The sequence below is a fragment of the Methylobacterium sp. J-026 genome (assembly GCF_022829585.1).
GTDB lineage: Bacteria > Pseudomonadota > Alphaproteobacteria > Rhizobiales > Beijerinckiaceae > Methylobacterium.
Genome location: NZ_JAKSYC010000069.1, coordinates 80,683 through 97,836 on the forward strand (window position 1 = coordinate 80,683; position 17,154 = coordinate 97,836).

General features: G+C 68.9%; 17 protein-coding genes. 10 read left to right on the forward strand and 7 right to left on the reverse strand.

What is annotated here, in order from left to right; all coding sequences use genetic code 11:
• Positions 1-49: 49 nt before the first annotated feature.
• The 7 genes from MKK69_RS07245 (at position 50) to recJ (ending at position 7,574) form a co-directional block, all read left to right on the forward strand.
• Positions 50-361 carry a type II toxin-antitoxin system death-on-curing family toxin gene (locus MKK69_RS07245; RefSeq protein ID WP_243967085.1) on the forward strand — a complete coding sequence of 104 codons (312 nt, stop codon included), beginning with the start codon at positions 50-52 and terminating at the stop codon, positions 359-361.
• Between the two features lie 165 nt (positions 362-526).
• Positions 527-1,888, forward strand: a complete 1,362-nt coding sequence (locus MKK69_RS07250; RefSeq protein ID WP_243967086.1) for an ABC1 kinase family protein — start codon at positions 527-529, stop codon at positions 1,886-1,888.
• A gap of 118 nt (positions 1,889-2,006) precedes the next feature.
• Positions 2,007-2,300 (forward strand): aa3-type cytochrome c oxidase subunit IV, encoded by a 294-nt coding sequence (locus tag MKK69_RS07255; RefSeq protein ID WP_243967087.1) that lies wholly within the window; start codon positions 2,007-2,009, stop codon positions 2,298-2,300.
• A gap of 203 nt (positions 2,301-2,503) precedes the next feature.
• Positions 2,504-3,733 carry a Re/Si-specific NAD(P)(+) transhydrogenase subunit alpha gene (locus MKK69_RS07260; RefSeq protein ID WP_243967088.1) on the forward strand — a complete coding sequence of 410 codons (1,230 nt, stop codon included), beginning with the start codon at positions 2,504-2,506 and terminating at the stop codon, positions 3,731-3,733.
• Between the two features lie 24 nt (positions 3,734-3,757).
• Positions 3,758-4,213, forward strand: a complete 456-nt coding sequence (locus MKK69_RS07265) for a proton-translocating transhydrogenase family protein (RefSeq protein ID WP_243967089.1) — start codon at positions 3,758-3,760, stop codon at positions 4,211-4,213.
• 4 nt (positions 4,214-4,217) lie between these two features.
• Positions 4,218-5,618, forward strand: coding sequence for an NAD(P)(+) transhydrogenase (Re/Si-specific) subunit beta (locus MKK69_RS07270; protein WP_243967091.1), 1,401 nt, complete (start codon positions 4,218-4,220; stop codon positions 5,616-5,618).
• 138 nt (positions 5,619-5,756) lie between these two features.
• Entirely contained in the window at positions 5,757-7,574 is a 1,818-nt protein-coding gene (recJ, locus tag MKK69_RS07275; protein WP_243967093.1) for a single-stranded-DNA-specific exonuclease RecJ, read from the forward strand.
• Positions 7,575-7,580: 6 nt separating this feature from the next.
• Here the strand turns inward: recJ and MKK69_RS07280 are convergent, their stop codons facing one another.
• The 4 genes from MKK69_RS07280 to MKK69_RS07295 all read right to left on the reverse strand — a co-directional run bounded on the left by MKK69_RS07280 (position 7,581) and on the right by MKK69_RS07295 (position 10,588).
• Positions 7,581-8,075 (reverse strand): CAP domain-containing protein, encoded by a 495-nt coding sequence (locus tag MKK69_RS07280; protein ID WP_243967177.1) that lies wholly within the window; start codon positions 8,073-8,075, stop codon positions 7,581-7,583.
• A 127-nt stretch (positions 8,076-8,202) separates the two neighbouring features.
• The gene (locus MKK69_RS07285) at positions 8,203-9,252 is read right to left on the reverse strand and encodes an HD-GYP domain-containing protein (protein ID WP_243967094.1); all 1,050 of its coding nucleotides are present in this window, start codon (positions 9,250-9,252) and stop codon (positions 8,203-8,205) included.
• A 131-nt stretch (positions 9,253-9,383) separates the two neighbouring features.
• The gene (locus tag MKK69_RS07290) at positions 9,384-9,536 is read right to left on the reverse strand and encodes a hypothetical protein (protein ID WP_243967095.1); all 153 of its coding nucleotides are present in this window, start codon (positions 9,534-9,536) and stop codon (positions 9,384-9,386) included.
• 359 nt (positions 9,537-9,895) lie between these two features.
• Positions 9,896-10,588: a GntR family transcriptional regulator gene (locus MKK69_RS07295; RefSeq protein ID WP_243967096.1), complete on the reverse strand. Its 693-nt coding sequence runs from the start codon at positions 10,586-10,588 to the stop codon at positions 9,896-9,898.
• Between the two features lie 474 nt (positions 10,589-11,062).
• Between MKK69_RS07295 and oxlT the strand changes: the two genes are divergently transcribed.
• Positions 11,063-12,340, forward strand: coding sequence for an oxalate/formate MFS antiporter (gene oxlT, locus MKK69_RS07300; protein WP_243967097.1), 1,278 nt, complete (start codon positions 11,063-11,065; stop codon positions 12,338-12,340).
• Positions 12,341-12,427: 87 nt separating this feature from the next.
• Positions 12,428-13,096 carry a class II aldolase/adducin family protein gene (locus MKK69_RS07305; protein ID WP_243967098.1) on the forward strand — a complete coding sequence of 223 codons (669 nt, stop codon included), beginning with the start codon at positions 12,428-12,430 and terminating at the stop codon, positions 13,094-13,096.
• A 15-nt stretch (positions 13,097-13,111) separates the two neighbouring features.
• Here MKK69_RS07305 and MKK69_RS07310 read toward each other — a convergent pair whose 3' ends face one another.
• A complete protein-coding gene (locus tag MKK69_RS07310) occupies positions 13,112-14,044 on the reverse strand; it encodes a methionyl-tRNA formyltransferase (RefSeq protein ID WP_243967099.1) in 933 nt (310 codons plus the stop codon).
• A gap of 234 nt (positions 14,045-14,278) precedes the next feature.
• The gene (gene frc / locus MKK69_RS07315) at positions 14,279-15,556 is read right to left on the reverse strand and encodes a formyl-CoA transferase (protein WP_243967100.1); all 1,278 of its coding nucleotides are present in this window, start codon (positions 15,554-15,556) and stop codon (positions 14,279-14,281) included.
• Positions 15,557-15,996: 440 nt separating this feature from the next.
• Between frc and MKK69_RS07320 the strand changes: the two genes are divergently transcribed.
• Positions 15,997-16,281, forward strand: a complete 285-nt coding sequence (locus MKK69_RS07320; RefSeq protein WP_243967101.1) for a hypothetical protein — start codon at positions 15,997-15,999, stop codon at positions 16,279-16,281.
• Positions 16,282-16,287: 6 nt separating this feature from the next.
• On the opposite strand, the gene MKK69_RS07325 is transcribed toward MKK69_RS07320, so the two are convergent.
• A complete protein-coding gene (locus MKK69_RS07325) occupies positions 16,288-16,989 on the reverse strand; it encodes a hypothetical protein (protein WP_243967103.1) in 702 nt (233 codons plus the stop codon).
• Between the last annotated feature and the right edge of the window lie 165 nt (positions 16,990-17,154).

Sequence of the window (17,154 nt, forward strand, 5' to 3'; positions counted from 1 at the left end):
CGGAGAAGGCCACAAAAACCTATCGGAACGCCCTGCCAGAACTCGCGAGATGACCACCGATCGCGAGATCATCCGGCTCACGGGCGAACTCGTCACGGCGTTCCACGGGCTGCACCGGAAGCAGTTCGGCGGGCCCACTGGCATACGTGACGAGGGGGCGCTCGAATCGGCGCTGGGACGGCCGATCAACCGCGTTGCCCATGTCGAGGATGGCGCCGATATCGAACGCGCCGCGGCTTACGCGTTCGGCATCGCCCAGACCCACCCGTTCGTCGACCACAACAGGGGGCTGCCCTGCCGGGGCTCATCACGGTCCCGGGCCTCAACGACGTCGTCGCCGACGAGGCCGAGGCCGCGGTGACGATACGCGGCCTCGCGGCCGACGCGATCGACGATTCCGGCCTCGCCCGCTGGATCCGCGACAACGGGCCGGCGCCCTGAGCCGCCGCGGCGCAGCGCCCCTACCGTCTGGTGCGCGGTGCGGAACGACTTATGTCCTCGTCAGCACCGAGGAAGATCCTGGACAATGGCCGAGACCGATCGCGAAGCCAACCGCTTCTCCGCCCGCGCCGGGCGTTACGCCAGCGTCGGCGCCAATGTCGGCGGTGTCGCCGCGCGGATGGCCATGTCGCGGCTGTTCGGCAAGGAGGGCACCACCAACGCCGCGGCGCTCGCCCAGGCGCTCGGCGGGCTGAAGGGCCCGATCATGAAGGTGGCCCAGCTCCTGGCCACCGTCCCGGACCTGCTGCCCCCCGAATACGCCGCCGAACTCCAGAAGCTCCAGGCCGACGCGCCGCCCATGGGCGCGGCCTTCGTGAAGCGCCGGATGCAGTCCGAGCTGGGCGCCGGATGGCAGCAGCGGTTCGGCAGTTTCGACCTGAAGCCCGCCGCCGCGGCCTCCCTCGGTCAGGTCCATCGCGCCACCGGACAGGATGGAACACGGCTCGCCTGCAAGCTCCAATATCCGGACATGCAATCGGCCGTCGAGGCCGACCTCAAGCAACTGGAGGTGGCGTTCGCCCTCCACCGCCGGATGAATTCCTGGCTCGATACGCGCGAGATCGCCAAGGAGATTGGGGCCCGGGTACGCGAGGAGCTCGATTACGAGCGGGAGGCCAAGCACGCCACCCTGTACGGCGCCGTGCTCAAGGACATCGCGGCGGTGCGCGTCCCCAGCGTCTTCCCGGACCTGTCCACCAAGCGCCTGCTGACCCTCGGCTGGCTCGACGGCGACAAGATCCTGGGCTTCGCCGAGGAGCCGGTCGAGATCCGCAACCGCATCGCGCAGGCGATGTTCAAGGCGTGGTGGCATCCGTTCAGCCGGGCCGCCGTGATCCACGGCGATCCGCATCTCGGCAATTACACGGTCTTCTCCGAGGGCGGGGAGGCGGCCGGCATCAACCTGCTCGATTACGGCTGCGTGCGGATCTTCCATCCTCGCTTCGTCGGCGGCGTCGTGGACCTCTACCGCGGCCTCCTCGAGGGCGATTCGGCCCGCATCGTCCATGCCTACGAGGTCTGGGGCTTCAAGGCCCTCGACAAGGAGAAGATCGACATCCTGAACATCTGGGCGCGGTTCATCTACGGCCCGCTCCTGGAGGATCGGACCCGCACCGTCGCAGACGGGGTGAAGCCGGGGGATTACGGCCGCCACCAGGCCTTCCAGGTGCATCAGGCCCTCAAGGAACGGGGGCCGGTGACGGTGCCTCAGGAATTTGTGTTCATGGATCGCGCGGCGGTGGGGCTTGGCGCCGTGTTCCTCCACCTGCGCTCGGAGCTGAACTACCACCGGCTGTTCGAGGCGGAGATCGAGCATTTCTCCCTGGACGAACTGGCGAAGCGCCAGGGCCGCGCCCTCACCGCGGCGGGGTTGGCCACGCCCGCTTGAACGGCTCGGCAGCCGATTGGGGCGTGATCAATTGCGGGCGTCCGATTGCGGCAGATAAACGCTTGAGCTACATCCCACCGTGACCGCAAGAAGTCGCGTCTAGGGACACGAGCGCACGATGGCCGAGAGTGAGACGGTGGCCGGGCACACCTACAGCCCGGCGATGGACGCGAAGACCCACGAGCAGACCTATCGCGGCTTCGTCCGCTTCGTCGAGATCGCCACCGGCGTCGTGATCTGCTGGGTTCTGGCCCTCGCCATCGGCGGGATCCGTGAGGCGTGGCTGCTGGCGATCCTCGGGGTGATCCTCGCGGGCGCGGCCGGCGCCGTTGGGGCCCTGGCGCCCGCCGTCGGCTGGCGCGGCCCGCTCGTCGTCGCAATCCTGCTCCTGCTGTACCTGTTCTTCGCCTGAATCCGCCGGGGCGGCCCCGGCCGCCTCCCGCCGACGGGCTGCACGCCCGGTGATCGGCCCGGGGCGCTAACGCGTGGCTCTCGATTCGATTGGCCACAAGTTACATTCAACGCGGTTTCATTATTTCATCGCCGGTCCCAGTCTCGAAAAGCCGCGTCGGTTCGCGCATTCGAAGGGCCGAGCTTATCCAGGGGAAACCTCGCATGCGCATCGCTGTGCTGTCCGAGACGGACTCCGCGGAACCGCGCGTGGCCGCGGTTCCGGAGACCGTCAAGAAGTTCAAGGCCCTCGGTGCCGACGTGGTGGTGCAGTCCGGCGCCGGCATGAAAGCCGGTTTTCTCGATGGTGAGTACGAGGCGGCCGGCGCCGAGGTGGCCGGCAGCGCCGCAGACGCCGCGCGCGACGCCGATCTCGTCCTCAAGGTCCGGCGCCCGAGCGCAGAAGAGCTGCCGCTGTTCAAGCACGGCGCCACCGTGGTGGCGATCATGGACCCCTACGGCAACGAGGACGCCCTCAAGGCGATGGCCGATGCCGGCGTGGCCGGCTTCGCCATGGAGTTGATGCCCCGCATCACCCGCGCGCAGGTCATGGACGTGCTGTCCTCGCAGGCGAACCTCGCCGGCTACCGCGCGGTCGTGGATGGTGCCGCCGAGTACGGCCGCGCCATGCCGATGATGATGACCGCCGCCGGGACGGTCCCGGCGGCCCGCGTCTTCGTGATGGGCGTGGGCGTCGCGGGTCTCCAGGCCATCGCCACCGCGCGCCGCCTCGGCGCCATCGTGACCGCCACCGACGTGCGCCCGGCCACCAAGGAGCAGGTCGAGTCCCTCGGCGCGAAGTTCGTCGCGGTGGAGGACGACGAGTTCAAGCAGGCCGAGACCAAGGGCGGCTATGCCAAGGAGATGTCGGCCGGCTATCAGGCCAAGCAGGCCGAGCTGGTGAAGGGTCACATCGCCAAGCAGGACATCGTCATCACCACGGCGCTGATCCCCGGCCGCCCGGCGCCGAAGCTCGTCTCCGAGGAGATGGTGGCGTCCATGAAGCCGGGCTCGGTCCTGGTCGACCTCGCAGTCGAGCGCGGCGGAAACGTCGCCGGCGCCAAGGCGGGCGAAGTCGTCACCAACGAGCGCGGCGTGAAGATCGTCGGCCACGTCAACGTGGCGGGCCGGCTCGCCGCCACCGCGTCCAGCCTCTACGCGCGCAACCTCTACGCCTTCGTCGAGACCCTGATCGACAAGGAGTCGAAGGCGCTGGCCATCAAGTGGGACGACGAGCTGGTCAAGGCCACGAACCTGACCCGGGATGGCTCGGTCACCCACGCATCCTTCCAGTCCAAGAGCGACGGCGCCGCGTCGGAAGCCGCGTCCGTGGGCCTGTCCAAGTCGGAGGCCAACAAGGCGTCCGGCACGGCCGCCCCGGCGGGCGCGCAGTGATCCCCCGTCGAGAGGAGTAGCAGAATGGCAACCGTCATCATCCCTCCCGATCAGGCGACCGATCAGGCCCGCGTGCTGGCCGACGCCGCCCGCGCCGCCGCCGACGTGGCGCGCAACGCCGCCGATCAGGCCCAGGCCATCGCCGACGGCATGGGCCACGGCCTCAGTGCCGCCACCGGCGGTGCCGTCGACCCCACGGTGTTCCGTCTGGCGATCTTCGTGCTGGCGATCTTCGTCGGCTACTACGTGGTCTGGTCGGTGACCCCGGCCCTCCACACCCCGCTGATGTCGGTCACCAACGCGATCTCCTCGGTGATCATCGTCGGTGCGATCCTCGCGGTCGGCGTCCCGCTGATCGAGAAGGGCACCGGCTTCGCCCGGTTCTTCGGCTTCATCGGCATCGTGCTGGCCAGCGTGAACATCTTCGGCGGCTTCCTGGTCACGCAGCGCATGCTCGGCATGTACAAGAAGAAGGGCTGAGCCGGTGTCAGAGAACGTCTCTTCCCTTCTGTATATCGTCGCCGGCGTCCTGTTCATCATGGCGCTGCGGGGGCTCTCGCACCCCACCACCTCCCGGCAGGGCAACCTGTACGGCATGATCGGCATGGGGCTGGCGATCCTGACCACCCTGGTCGGCCATCCGCCGGCCGGGTTCGGCGCCTGGATCCTGGTTCTGCTGGGTCTCGGCATCGGCGGCGGCGCCGGCGCCGTGATCGCCAAGCGCGTGCCGATGACCGCCATGCCGCAGCTGGTGGCGGCCTTCCACTCGCTGGTCGGCCTCGCGGCGGTGTTCGTGGCGGCGGGTGCCCTCTACGCGCCACAGGCGTTCGGCATCATCGAGAACGGCCACTTCCACAAGCAGTCGCTGTTCGAGATGGGGCTCGGCGTCGCCATCGGCGCCATCACCTTCACCGGCTCGGTGATCGCCTTCGCCAAGCTCGACGGGCGGATGTCCGGCAAGCCGATCATGCTACCCCAGCGCCATCTCATCAACGCGCTGCTGGCCGCCGGCCTCGTGCTGCTGATCGCCCTGTTCATCGGCACCGAGTCGAAGGCCCTGTTCTGGCTGATCGTCATCGTCGCGCTGGTTCTCGGCGGCCTGATCATCATCCCGATCGGCGGCGCCGACATGCCGGTGGTCGTGTCGATGCTCAACTCCTACTCGGGCTGGGCCGCGGCGGGGATCGGCTTCACCCTGGGCAATCTCGCGCTGATCATTACCGGCTCGCTGGTGGGCTCCTCGGGCGCGATCCTGTCCTACATCATGTGCCACGCGATGAACCGGTCGTTCATCTCGGTCATCCTCGGCGGCTTCGGCGGCGATGCCGCGGCGTCCGCCGCCGGCGGGCAGGTCGAGACGCGGCCCGTGAAGCAGGGTTCGTCGGACGATGCCGCCTACATTATGAAGAACGCCGAGCGGGTCATCATCGTCCCGGGCTACGGCATGGCGGTCGCCCAGGCGCAGCATTCGCTCCGCGAGATGGCCGACATGCTGAAGAAGGAGGGCGTCGACGTGAAATACGCCATCCACCCGGTGGCGGGCCGCATGCCGGGCCACATGAACGTGCTCCTCGCGGAGGCCAACGTGCCCTACGACGAGGTGTTCGAACTCGAGGACATCAACGGCGAGTTCCCGCAGGCGGACGTCGCCTTCGTGATCGGCGCCAACGACGTCACCAACCCGGCGGCCAAGACCGACAAGGCCTCGCCGATCTACGGCATGCCGATCCTCGACGTGGAGAAGGCCAAGACCGTGCTGTTCATCAAGCGCGGCATGGGCTCCGGCTACGCGGGCGTCGAGAACGAGGTGTTCTTCCGCGACAACACGATGATGCTGTTCGGCGACGCCAAGAAGGTCGTCGACAACATCCTCAAGGCACTCTGAAGCACCGACCCGCGCGCGGTCGGCCGGGGCGGGCAGCGATGCCCGCCCCGTCTCGTTTCAGGGATTGGTCGTCTCGGCGCAGCCGGCTGTTGCGGCCAGGCCCGGGATTCCGTGATCCGGCCCGTGTAGGATGGCCCCGTGTCCTGCGCCGCGCTCCTCGCCGATCCGCCGCCCTTCCTGGGTGTCGCCGCCTCCGTGACCGGCCGACGCTGGCAGGAGCGTTGCGGCGGCGCGGCCGTCCAGAACCACATCGCCAAGATGGTGCAGGCCCACGGGCTGCCGGAGCTGCTCGCCCGCGTCCTCGCCGGCCGGGGCGTGGCCCCGGAGGACGCCGCGCGTCACCTCGCGCCGCGCCTGCGCGACCTGATGCCGGATCCCGACACGCTGCTCGACATGGATGCGGCCGTCCGCCGCCTCATGCGCGCCGTGCGGCGGCGGGAGACCGTGGCGGTGTTCGGCGATTACGACGTCGACGGTGCCGCGAGCGCCGCCCTCCTGGCCGGCTATCTCCGCAGCCTCGGCCTTCAGGTGCCGATCCACATCCCGGACCGGATCACCGAGGGTTACGGTCCCAACATCGCGGCGATCACCGCGCTCGCGGCGGACGGCGCGACCCTGCTGGTCTGCGTCGATTGCGGGACCAGCGGCCACGGCCCCCTGGAGGAGGCCGAGAAATCGGGCCTCGACGTGATCGTCCTCGATCACCACGCCGCCGCCGAGGTGCTGCCCCCGGCCCGCGCCGTGGTGAATCCGAACCGCCTCGACGATCTCTCGGGCCTCGGCCATCTCTGCGCGGCCGGTGTCGTGTTCCTGACCCTCGTCGCCCTCAGCCGCGCCCTGCGGCAGGAGGGATTCTTCGGACCGGACCGCCCCGAGCCGGTCCTGACCGATGCCCTCGACCTCGTGGCCCTCGCCACCGTCGCCGACGTGGTGCCGCTCACCGGCCTCAACCGGGCCTTCGTGACCCAGGGGCTGACGGTGATGCGCCATCGCGGCCGGACCGGCCTGGCGGCGCTCCTCGACGCCGCCTCGCTCAGTGAGCCGCCCGAGGCGTGGCATCTCGGCTTCGTGCTCGGGCCGCGCATCAATGCCGGTGGTCGCATCGGCGATGCGGCCCTCGGCGCCCGGCTGCTGACCACGGCCGATCCGCACGAGGCCACCCGTATCGCCGCCGATCTCGATCACTTGAACCGCGAGCGTCAGGCCATCGAAGCGCAGGCCGTGATGGAGGCCGAGGCCGAGATGGACCACGCGGTGACCCGCGATCCCGCCCGGGCCGTGCTGGTCGCGGCGAACGCGGCATGGCACCCGGGCATCGTCGGCCTGATTGCATCGCGGCTGAAGGACCGTTTCAACCGGCCGGCCTTCGCCTTCGCGATCCGTCCGGACGGCAGCGCCACCGGCTCGGGCCGTTCGATCCCCGGGGCGGATCTCGGCCTCGCGGTGCGCGCCTGCGTGGAGGCCCGGATCGCCAGCAAGGGCGGCGGGCACGCCATGGCGGCGGGCGTGACCCTGCGGGCCGACGACATCCCGCGCTTCGAGGCGCATCTCACCGCCCTCCTCGGGGCCAGCATCGCCCTGGCACGGTCGGCGGAGGCCCTGCTGATCGACGGCGGACTCAGCGCCGGCGGCGCCACGGCCGAGACCGTCCGGCTGCTCCAGCGGGCCGGCCCGTTCGGACAGGGCGCGCCGGAGCCGGTCTTCGCCCTCGGACGGCACCGGCTCGTCGATGCGGCCTTGGTCGGGTCGAGCCACGTCCGGGCGCGCCTGCGCAGCCGCGATGGGCAGGCCGTGGGGGCGATCTGCTTCCGGGCCGCGGAGCGGCCCCTCGGCCTCGCCCTGCTGAACGGGATCGGGCGCGAGATGCACGTCGCCGGTACCCTGTCGTGCGACCGTTGGCGCGGTGCCGAACGGGCGCAGCTGCGGATCGTGGATCTGGCGCTTGCAGATCCCTGATCGGCCTCAGGCGCCGGCCATCACCAGCGCCCAGAACCGCTTGTATCGGGTGCCGGGGGCGTCCACCCGGGCGATGCCGATCCGGCGGATCTGCGGGATCAGCATGTTCCTGTTGTGCTCGGGGCTGGCCTTCCACCGGGCGAGCACCTGCTCCAGGGTCTCGGAGCCGGCGCTGAGATTCTCGGCCGCATAGGACTTCGCCAGACCCGCCGACGCCATGCGCGACGTGAAGCTGCCTCCGATCTCGTGGCTGAGCTGCCCGTTGCGGGCATTGTTGCCCGCCTGGAAGGCCGCCGCCTTGACCAGGGTCGGATCGACGATCACCGGGCTCAAGCCGTGCTGGACGCGGTAGGCCGAGATCGCCGCCGCAGCCGCGACCTCGTCCAGAACCGTGGTCTGCGTCGCGTTCTCGACGCTCGGCTCGGGGGTGAAGGACAGGCCGCCGCATCCGGCGAGGGCGAGCAGCAAGGCGGCGGCGAGGGTGCGGGTGAGGATCGGCACGGTCCGGACAGCGGGTTCGAGGAAATCGCCAGCCTCCCTCCGGCCGCCTTGCGGCGAAAGCGCGGCGGGCTCGGAGGGGCGCGGTCCGTTGGCCACGGTCGTGGCCGCGGCGCCACGCCCGCTGCGGTCAGGCCGCCAGGGCGTTGCCCCCGAGCATCGCCGGCGCGAAGGCGCGCAGGAGATCGGTGTCGAGATGGCCATGGCTCTCGACCATGATGGCCAGGGCCTCCGCGGCGGTGGCGGGCTGCCGATAGGTGCGGCGCTCGGTCAGGGCCGAGAACACGTCGCAGATGCTGACGATCCGGACGAGGTCGGTGACGGCCGCGCCCGCGAGGCGGTCCGGGTATCCCTTGCCGTCGAGCCGCTCGTGATGGTGGCGCACCACGTCGATCACCGCGCCCTCGAACTCCCCCTGCGCCAGCAGCAAGGCGGCGCCGATATCGGGATGGCGCTGCATCAGCCGCAATTCCTCGGGATCGAGCGGCCCCGGCTTGTTGAGGATCTCGACCGGGATCCGCGACTTGCCGATGTCGTGCAGCAGGGCGGCGCGAACGAGCCGACTGAGATCGCCGCGGCTCAGGCCGATCTGCGATCCGAAGGTCGCGGCGTGGCCGGCGACACCGAGCGTGTGCTGATACACGCCGATATCGTGGCGCCAGACCGCGTCGAGCCAAGCGCCGATACCCGCTTCCGACACGGCGGCGAGCACCAGTTCGGTCCCCCGTTCGACATCGGCCCGCTGGAGCCCGGCCCCGAGGGCGGCGCTGTCGAACAGTTCGGTCACGATCGCGGTGGCGCCGGTCACCTGCTCCAGCAATCGTCGCTCACGCGTCGCCACCGATCGCGTCGCCTCCTCGATCATGGCGAAGGCGTTCGCCAGGACGATCTGGCGCGGAGCGGCGGCGGGAATCTGACGCAGATGCGGGGCGGGCGGCATCGGACCTGCGCCGCGGGCCAGGACCAGACGCGGCACCGGCGGCCGCGGGAAGGTGAGGGCCGGTTCGAGCGCGGCGGCCCGGTCCGGCGGCACGTCGAGGAGGATGAGGTGAGGCCGCGCGGTCGGGATCGCGGCCTGGGGCGCGAGGGCGCGGCAATCCATCACCAGCGCGATGGCCCGCTCCAGCGCCGCCCGCTCCGTCGGCCGATCGGAGATCAGCAGGACGAACGGCTGGTTCAATGTTCCATCTGTCGCGCCGAGGGCCAACACGGTTGCTCCCCGCCCGCTTGGTCAACGATGCGTTGACCCTAACGGGAAGTTCCGAGGAAAGTGTTAACCCTAAGCAGTCAGCGCGATCCGAGCAATCGATGTCAGGCGAGTCTGGCGCTGCCCACGGCGCGCGCGGGCGCGGCGGCGGCGCGATCCGAATCGCCGGCCGGGCTCACGAAATCCGCGAACTTGACGGTGAGGACGGCCTGGCAGGCCGCGAACGCGACGAAGATCAGAGCGAAGCTGGCGATCATGGGGGGCACTCCGAAGCGGCGGGACAGGCCGTATGTTGCGATGCGGTAGATGTCATGCCGCTTCGCAACCTGGTATACCAGATACGGAATGCCGACTATGCCGCCGGTGCATGACGCAACGTCAGGGCTCAAAACACCGGTTCGCGATGTCGTTGGACGGGCGCGGGGTACAGAGCGCCAAGGTCGCGGACCGCGCAGATCTTGCCGACATGCTGCGGTGCGGTCGGCCGATGCCCCGGCGAAATTCCTCGGATCGCAGCATCGCCCGCGACACAGCCCCGTTCAGGCGCGACCGCTTTCCATAACCGGGCGGCATGCGGATGCGCTCGGCGCTCCCCGAGGGGGCAGTCCAGCTGCGATCAGTCGAGGTAATCGCCGTAGGTGTCGACGTGCTGGGCGAGGCCGAGCCCGTGCTCGCGCACGAGCCGCTCGGCCAGATCGGCATCCCGGGCTTCGAGCGCAGCGATGATGGCCACGTGCTCGCGGATCGACCGCTCCGCCCGATCGCCCTGGCGCAGCGCCGTGCTGCGGATGCCGCGGACATGCATCAGGAGATTGCTCGTGAGGTCGGCGATCGCCTCGCAATGGCCGAGCGCGATGATCCGCTGGTGGAAGCGGATGTTGGCATCCGAGTATTCGTCGATGTGTTCGGACGGTTGGCCTTCGTAAAACTCCGGGAACGAATCCCGCAGGGACCGCAACTGCGCATCCGTGGCTCCGGTACAGGCCAGCCGGGCCGCCATGCTCTCCAGCGCCGTCCAGGCGTGGATCATGCCGACGATCTCGCGCTTGTTCTTCTTGATCACGAACACGCCGCGCCGCGCCTCCGAGCGGACGAAGCCCTCCTGCTCGAGAACCGTCAGCGCCTCGCGCACCGGTGTGCGGCTGACGCCCAGATCTTGCGAGAGCTTGCGCTCGTCGAGCCGCACCTCGTCCGGCCGCCCATAGATGTCCATGTTGGTGATGGCCGTCTTGAGTGCCTCATAGGCCAAGGTCCGGAGACTTGAACTGGCAACGATCGGCTTCACGCTCAGCGGTTCGGAGTTCGACATCCCTGGTCCGGCGGCTCACATGCATGATGTACCGCACGCATTCTCAGTCGTGCGCGCCTCTGTGGACTAACGCAAACCTTATCCGGATCCTAGTCGAGCTCGGACCACGCCCACAGACCTCTGACGGGGACGTGACGCCCGGAGCGCACATAGTCGCAAGACACCGCCGCCGGGCCATGTCTGGCCTCACGTCCCGAACCGCCTCCTTAATCCCGAGCCGGGACCATGTATTTTTCTGCAAGTCCGATTGACACGAACCCGCAATATAAGCACCATTCTGCTGGCATACCGTCGACCAATTGTTGTCGAAGTCGTTCGAGCAGCACGACTTCGGACCGGAAGACTTAATTTTACGGTGACGCAAGAATTTTTCAACGCACGGCGGTCGCTTTGCTCTGCCGCTGCGTAGCATGGCGGGGCATACAGACCGCACAAGATCATCGACAACAATAAAACTGGCTGGGAGGGAAGCGAATGTCCGAGATCCGCAGACCCGTGGGGCGCGGCCGCTGGCTGCAACTCGCCTTCGGCGTCGTCTGCATGTGCATGATCGCCAACATGCAGTACGGCTGGACCTTCTTCGTCAATCCAATGCAGGAGCGCCACGGCTGGGACCGGGCGGCGATCCAGGTCGCCTTCACGCTGTTCGTGGTCACGGAGACGTGGCTGGTCCCGATCGAGGGCTGGTTCGTCGACAAGTACGGCCCGCGCATCGTCACCCTGTTCGGCGGGCTGCTCTGCGGCGTCGCTTGGGTGATGAACGCCTACGCCGACACCCTCACCATGCTCTACATCGCCGCCGCCATCGGCGGGACCGGGGCCGGCGCGGTCTACGGGACCTGCGTGGGCAACTCGCTGAAGTGGTTCCCGGACCGCCGCGGCCTCGCCGCCGGCATCACCGCGATGGGCTTCGGCGCCGGCTCGGCGCTGACCGTCGTGCCGATCCAGGCGATGATCAAAGCCCAGGGCTACGAGGCCGCGTTCTTCGCCTTCGGCATCGGGCAGGGCGTCATCGTCATGCTGATCGCGCTGTTCCTGCGGGCGCCGGCCAAGGGTCAGGTCCCGGAGGTCGCCCGGGTCAGCCAGTCGAAGCGCGACTTCAAGCCCTCCGAGATGGTGCGCACGCCGATCTTCTGGGTGATGTACGCCATGTTCGTCATGATGGCCGCCGGCGGCCTGATGGCGACCGCGCAGCTCGGCCCCATCGCAAAGGACTTCAAGATCGCCGACGTGCCGGTCTCGCTGCTCGGGATCACGCTGCCGGCGCTGACCTTCGCGGCGACCCTCGACCGGGTACTCAACGGCGTCACGCGGCCGTTCTTCGGCTGGGTCTCGGACCATATCGGGCGCGAGAACACGATGTTCGTCGCCTTCGCCATCGAGGGGCTCGGCATCTACGCGCTCAGCCAGCTCGGCCAGAACCCGATCGCCTTCGTGCTGCTGACCGGCCTCGTGTTCTTCGCCTGGGGCGAGATCTACTCGCTGTTCCCCGCCACCTGCGGCGACACCTTCGGGTCGAAATACGCGGCCACCAACGCCGGCCTGCTCTACACCGCCAAGGGCACGGCGGCGCTCATCGTCCCGTATACCAGCGTGCTCACGACCATGACCGGAAGCTGGCACACGGTGTTCCTGGCGGCCGCCGCGCTCAACATCCTGGCGGCCCTGCTGGCGCTCTTCGTGCTGAAGCCGATGCGCGCGGCCTACACCGGGAAGCGTGACACCAGCCTCGCCCCGGCGCTGGCCCAGTAACCCGCCGCGCGCGCACCGGAGAGCCCGGCGCCTTTACGGCGTCGGGCTTTTGCGCCTACCCGGAGCCGGGCCTTCCGGAGATCGGTCATGGACAGGGACGAGCGCAGCGCGCGGGAGAGCGTCGTGGCGGCGGCGCGGGATCTCGACGCGCAGGGGTTGAACCGCGGCACCTCCGGCAACGTCTCGGTGCGCTTCCGCGACGGCCTGCTGATCACGCCCTCGGGCCTGCCCACGGCGCGGATGGGGCCGGACGACGTGGTCTCCATGGCCCTCGACGGCACGCACCCGCCGGATCAGAAGCCCTCATCGGAATGGCGCTTCCATCGCGACATCCTCGCGTCCCGGCGGGATTGCGGCGCCGTCGTCCATGCACATCCGGTCTACTGCACGGCCTTCGCCCTGTGCCGAAGGGAGATCCCGGCGGTCCACTACATGATCGCGGTCTTCGGGGGGCCGAACGTGCGTTGCGCCCCCTATGCGCCCTACGGTACCGCGGAGCTGTCGGATCTCGCGCTCGCTGCGCTCGCCGACCGCACAGTCTGCCTCCTGGCCAATCACGGCATGATCGCCGCGGGGGCGAACCTGGAGAAGGCCCTCTGGCTCGCCGTCGAGTTGGAGACGCTCTGCCACCAATACGCGGTGGCGCTTCAGGTCGGCACGCCGACGATCCTGTCCGATCACGAGATCGGCACAACGGTCGAACGCTTTCGCGGCTATGGGCTGAATGCCGCCGGACCGGATCGGGACCGCGGTTGAGAGCCCTCGGCCGCCTCAGCGGCCGAGCGTCTGACCGACTGCGAGCCCCGTCTCCTTGGCATACTCGGCGGCCGAGACCTTCTTGCCGCCCTCCGCCTTGACCTTGCGGATCGCGATCCGGCCGCCCTGCGCGCAGACGCTGAACCCGTCCTCATCGACGGCGATCACCTCGCCGGGCTTGCCCTTCACGTCGGCCAGCCGCCGTACCGGGTGCAGGCAGGCATCGAAGATCTGGAGCTTCCGGCCATCGAGGGTGGTCCAGGCCCCGGGGGCGGGGTTGGCCGCGCGGATCAGGTTGTAGATCTGCTCGGCATGGGCCGACCAATGAATCTCGGCCTCGGCGGCGCGGAACCAGCCCTCGTAGGTCGCCGCGTCCTCATCCTGATCGACCTCGATGTGCTGGCCGGCCACGACGAGGTCGGCCGCTTCGAGCATCGCGTCCACCCCCATCGGGAAGAGGGCATCGAAATAGACCTCGCCCAACGTCGCGTCTGCGCCGATGGGGCAGGTCTTCTGGAGGATCACCGGCCCCTCATCGAGCCCGTCCGTCGGCCGGAAGATCGTGAGGCCCGTCTGGACATCGCCCCGGGCGATCGGCCAGTTGATCGACGACGGCCCGCGATAGCGCGGCAGCAGGCTCGGATGATACTGGATCGTGCCGTGCTTCGGGATGCTGACGAAGCTCTGGGGCGCGAACTGCAGGACATAAGCCATGATGCCGATATCGGTGTCGAGGCCGCGCATCGCCGCCTCGGCCTCGGGACTCTTCAGGCTGGGGAACTGGAAGACCGGGAGCCCCTTCTCCTCCGCCGCGGTCTTCAGGACGTCCGGCTTCGCGCCCGGTTTCTCCGGCGCGCAGAAGACGGCGGCCACCGTGTCGCCCCGCTTCAAGAACGCCTCCAGCACGGCTTTTCCGAAATCCTGCTGACCGATGAAGGCGATGCGCATGCAAGCTCCTGAGCGTCGTCCCACCCGGGCCGTGGGGACAGATGAGGAAACTCCGAGCGGAGCGAGACCCGTCCCGATATGCGGTCATCGGCGCTCGGAGACGGACGATGCGACTCAAAACAGCAGGTCGTCGCGCCGGTTCCGATATCCGGGACGCGGCGCTTCGGGCGGCCCGACCAGGCCGCCCAGGGTGACCGCGATATCCGATCGCAGCCGTTGGCGGCGGCGATTAGTTCATTCCGCAGCGATCTTCTGGACCGACCCGATCGCCCCCGAATTCGCGATCTCGTCGAACTCCGATTCGGAGTAGCCGAGCACGCTGCGCAGGATCTCCTCCGTGTGCTCGCCGAGCAGCGGCGAGCGCACCACGTCGCTCGGGCTCGCCGAGAGCTTGATGGGGTTGCCCACCGTCAGGTACTTGCCGCGGGTCGGGTGATCGACCTCCACGATGGTGCCGGTCTTCCGCAGGGCCTCGTCCTCGGCGATCTCCTTCATCGACAGGATCGGCCCGCAGGGGATGTCGTGCTTGTTCAGGGTGTCCATCGCCTCGAACTTCGACACCTTCATCGTCCACGCCTCGATCCGCGTGAAGATCTCGTTGAGGTGCGGCAGGCGCGCCTTCGGCGTCGCGTAGTTCGGATCGGCCTTCCAGCTGGGCTCGCCGATGATGTCGCAGATCGGCTCCCAGACCGCAGCCTGGGTGATCACGTAGATGTAGGCGTTGGGATCCTGCTCCCAGCCCTTGCAGCGCAGGATGCGGCCGGGCTGGCCGCCGCCGGAATCGTTGCCCGCCCGCGGGGTCGCCTCGCCGAACGGGATGCCCTCGCCGAACTGGCTGTATTCCTTCAGCGGGCCATGCTCCAGACGCTGCTGGTCGCGCAGCTTCACCCGGCACAGGTTGAGCACGCCGTCCTGCATGGCGCAGTCGACCTTCTGGCCGAGGCCGCTCTGGGTGCGGTGGTAGAGGGCGGTCACGATGCCGAGGGCGAGGTGCAGCCCGGTTCCGGAATCGCCGATCTGCGCGCCGGTGACCATCGGGATGCCGTCACGGAATCCGGTGGTCGAGGCCGAACCGCCCGCACATTGCGCGACGTTCTCGTAGACCTTGCAATCCTCGTAGCGGCCGGGCCCGAAACCCTTGACGGAGGCCAGGATCATCCGCGGGTTGGCCGCGTGGATCTTCTCCCAGGTCAGGCCCATCCGGGCGAGCGCCCCGGGGGCGAAATTCTCGACGAGCACGTCGCATTCCGCGATCAGGCGCCAGAGGACCTCCTTGCCCTTCGGGTTCTTCGAATCCAGCGTGATCGAGCGCTTGTTGTGGTTCAGCATCGTGAAATAGAGGCTGTCCACGTCCGGGAGGTCCTGGAGCTGCTGGCGCGTGGCGTCGCCCACGCCGGGCCGCTCGACCTTGATCACGTCGGCACCGAACCAGGCGAGGAGCTGGGTGCAGGTCGGGCCGGATTGAACGTGGGTGAAGTCCAGGATGCGGACGCCTTCGAGGGCCTTGGTCATGATCGGTCTCGGAGCTGGGGGCGGTCGTCGGGATTTGGAGGCGCGGATCAGGCCGCGGGCGCGGAGGGCCTGCGGGTTCCCCGGGGGCGCGTTGCGCGGCGCGGGGTATCTGGGCCGGCTCGTCCCATCCTCGAACGGGTCATGTCTGCACTCCCTCCCGACGCGCAGTCCCGTCGTGAACGCGAGACCGTCATGCGGACCCCCGGGTTACGGGTCCGACGATATGTATACCACATGCCATTTGGCCGAAGCGAGAGCCATTCTGGCTGGCGCAATCGTGGCCGGCTACGCACGGTAAGCCGGCCCGGTGCCGGGCCCAGCGCGCTGCCGGACCCAGCGCCGGGATGGCGGCACACCCTTGGCATTTGAGCCGAAGCGGTTCATGATTTCGACAAAATCCGCAGCCGGCCGAACGACGCGATGCTGCAGGAGGAACGCCCATGCTCGCCAGCACCAGCCTGATCAAATCGTCCTGGATCGCCGTCGATGTCGCCCATGACCGGGCCGAGCGGGTGCTCGTGGTCGAGACGTACATCGCGGTCAGCCCGCTGGAACCCAATTTCGACGCGGCACAATACGAGCGTGTGCTCGCCTGCGTACAGAACGTGCTCAAGACCCACCCGGAGATCGACCGCGCGTCGATCCTGAGCATGCACCGCGGCTCCGGCTGCACGGCCCTGTTCCGCGAGGCGCCGGTGACGGCAAAGCAGCCCGCAGCGGCCTGAGACGGGTCAGGTTTCCTCTGCGGCCGCGCCACCCGTGATCCCCGACGATTCCAGGGCGACCCGGGCCGCGTGGAACCACCAGAGCGGGATATCGCGATTGGCCTTCGTCAGTTCCGAGGCCCAGCCCTCCTTGGGCATGACCTCCGCCCGATCGGCGAACAGGCGCAGAGCCGCCTCCGCCCGCTCCCGTCGGCAGCGCTCGCGGATCGCGTCCCGCTCCGCCGCGGCCCGGACCTCCGCCTGCTCGACGAGGCGCCGGGTGGCGAGGTCGTCCGCGTCGAAGGCGAATTGCTGCCAGAACGCCTCGGCCTCCCGCGCGACGTCACGCTCACGCCCCATCCGCGCGAGCGCCGCCTCGGCCGCGTCCCGGGCCACTTCGGCGGCCTCTGCGCGGCTCAGCATCCGGTTGTTGGCCTCGAGCAACTCCCGTTCCCGCTCCGGCGCCATCCGCTGGCGCCGGAGCACGCGCAGCTCCTCTTCCCGCGCAGCCTCTTCCGCCGCGGCGGCGAGCAGCGGGGCGAGGGGGCCGGCGGCCAGGGCGTCGGCGCGCTGGAGATAGCGCTCGCGCTGGCCCGGAAGTCCATCTTCTAAGGCCTCATCGTCCCAGGCCGGACGATCAGGGTGACTGCTGCGATCGCACTCGTACAGGGCGCGTGCCAGGGCATTGCGCAGAGGGTCCGGAAGCGGCGCCGCGGCGTGCTCGTTCATGAACCTGCATTCGCGAAGGGCGATCGACACAGCTTACAACGCGGCGGGGCGAATAAAGAGACCAGGACGGCGCCGCGGGGATGAATTTTTCGACACGCCGTCATCGATGCGCGCCGCGAGACGCGTCGAAACGCTGCCATACCTGAGCGTTCCGATGCTTGGGTA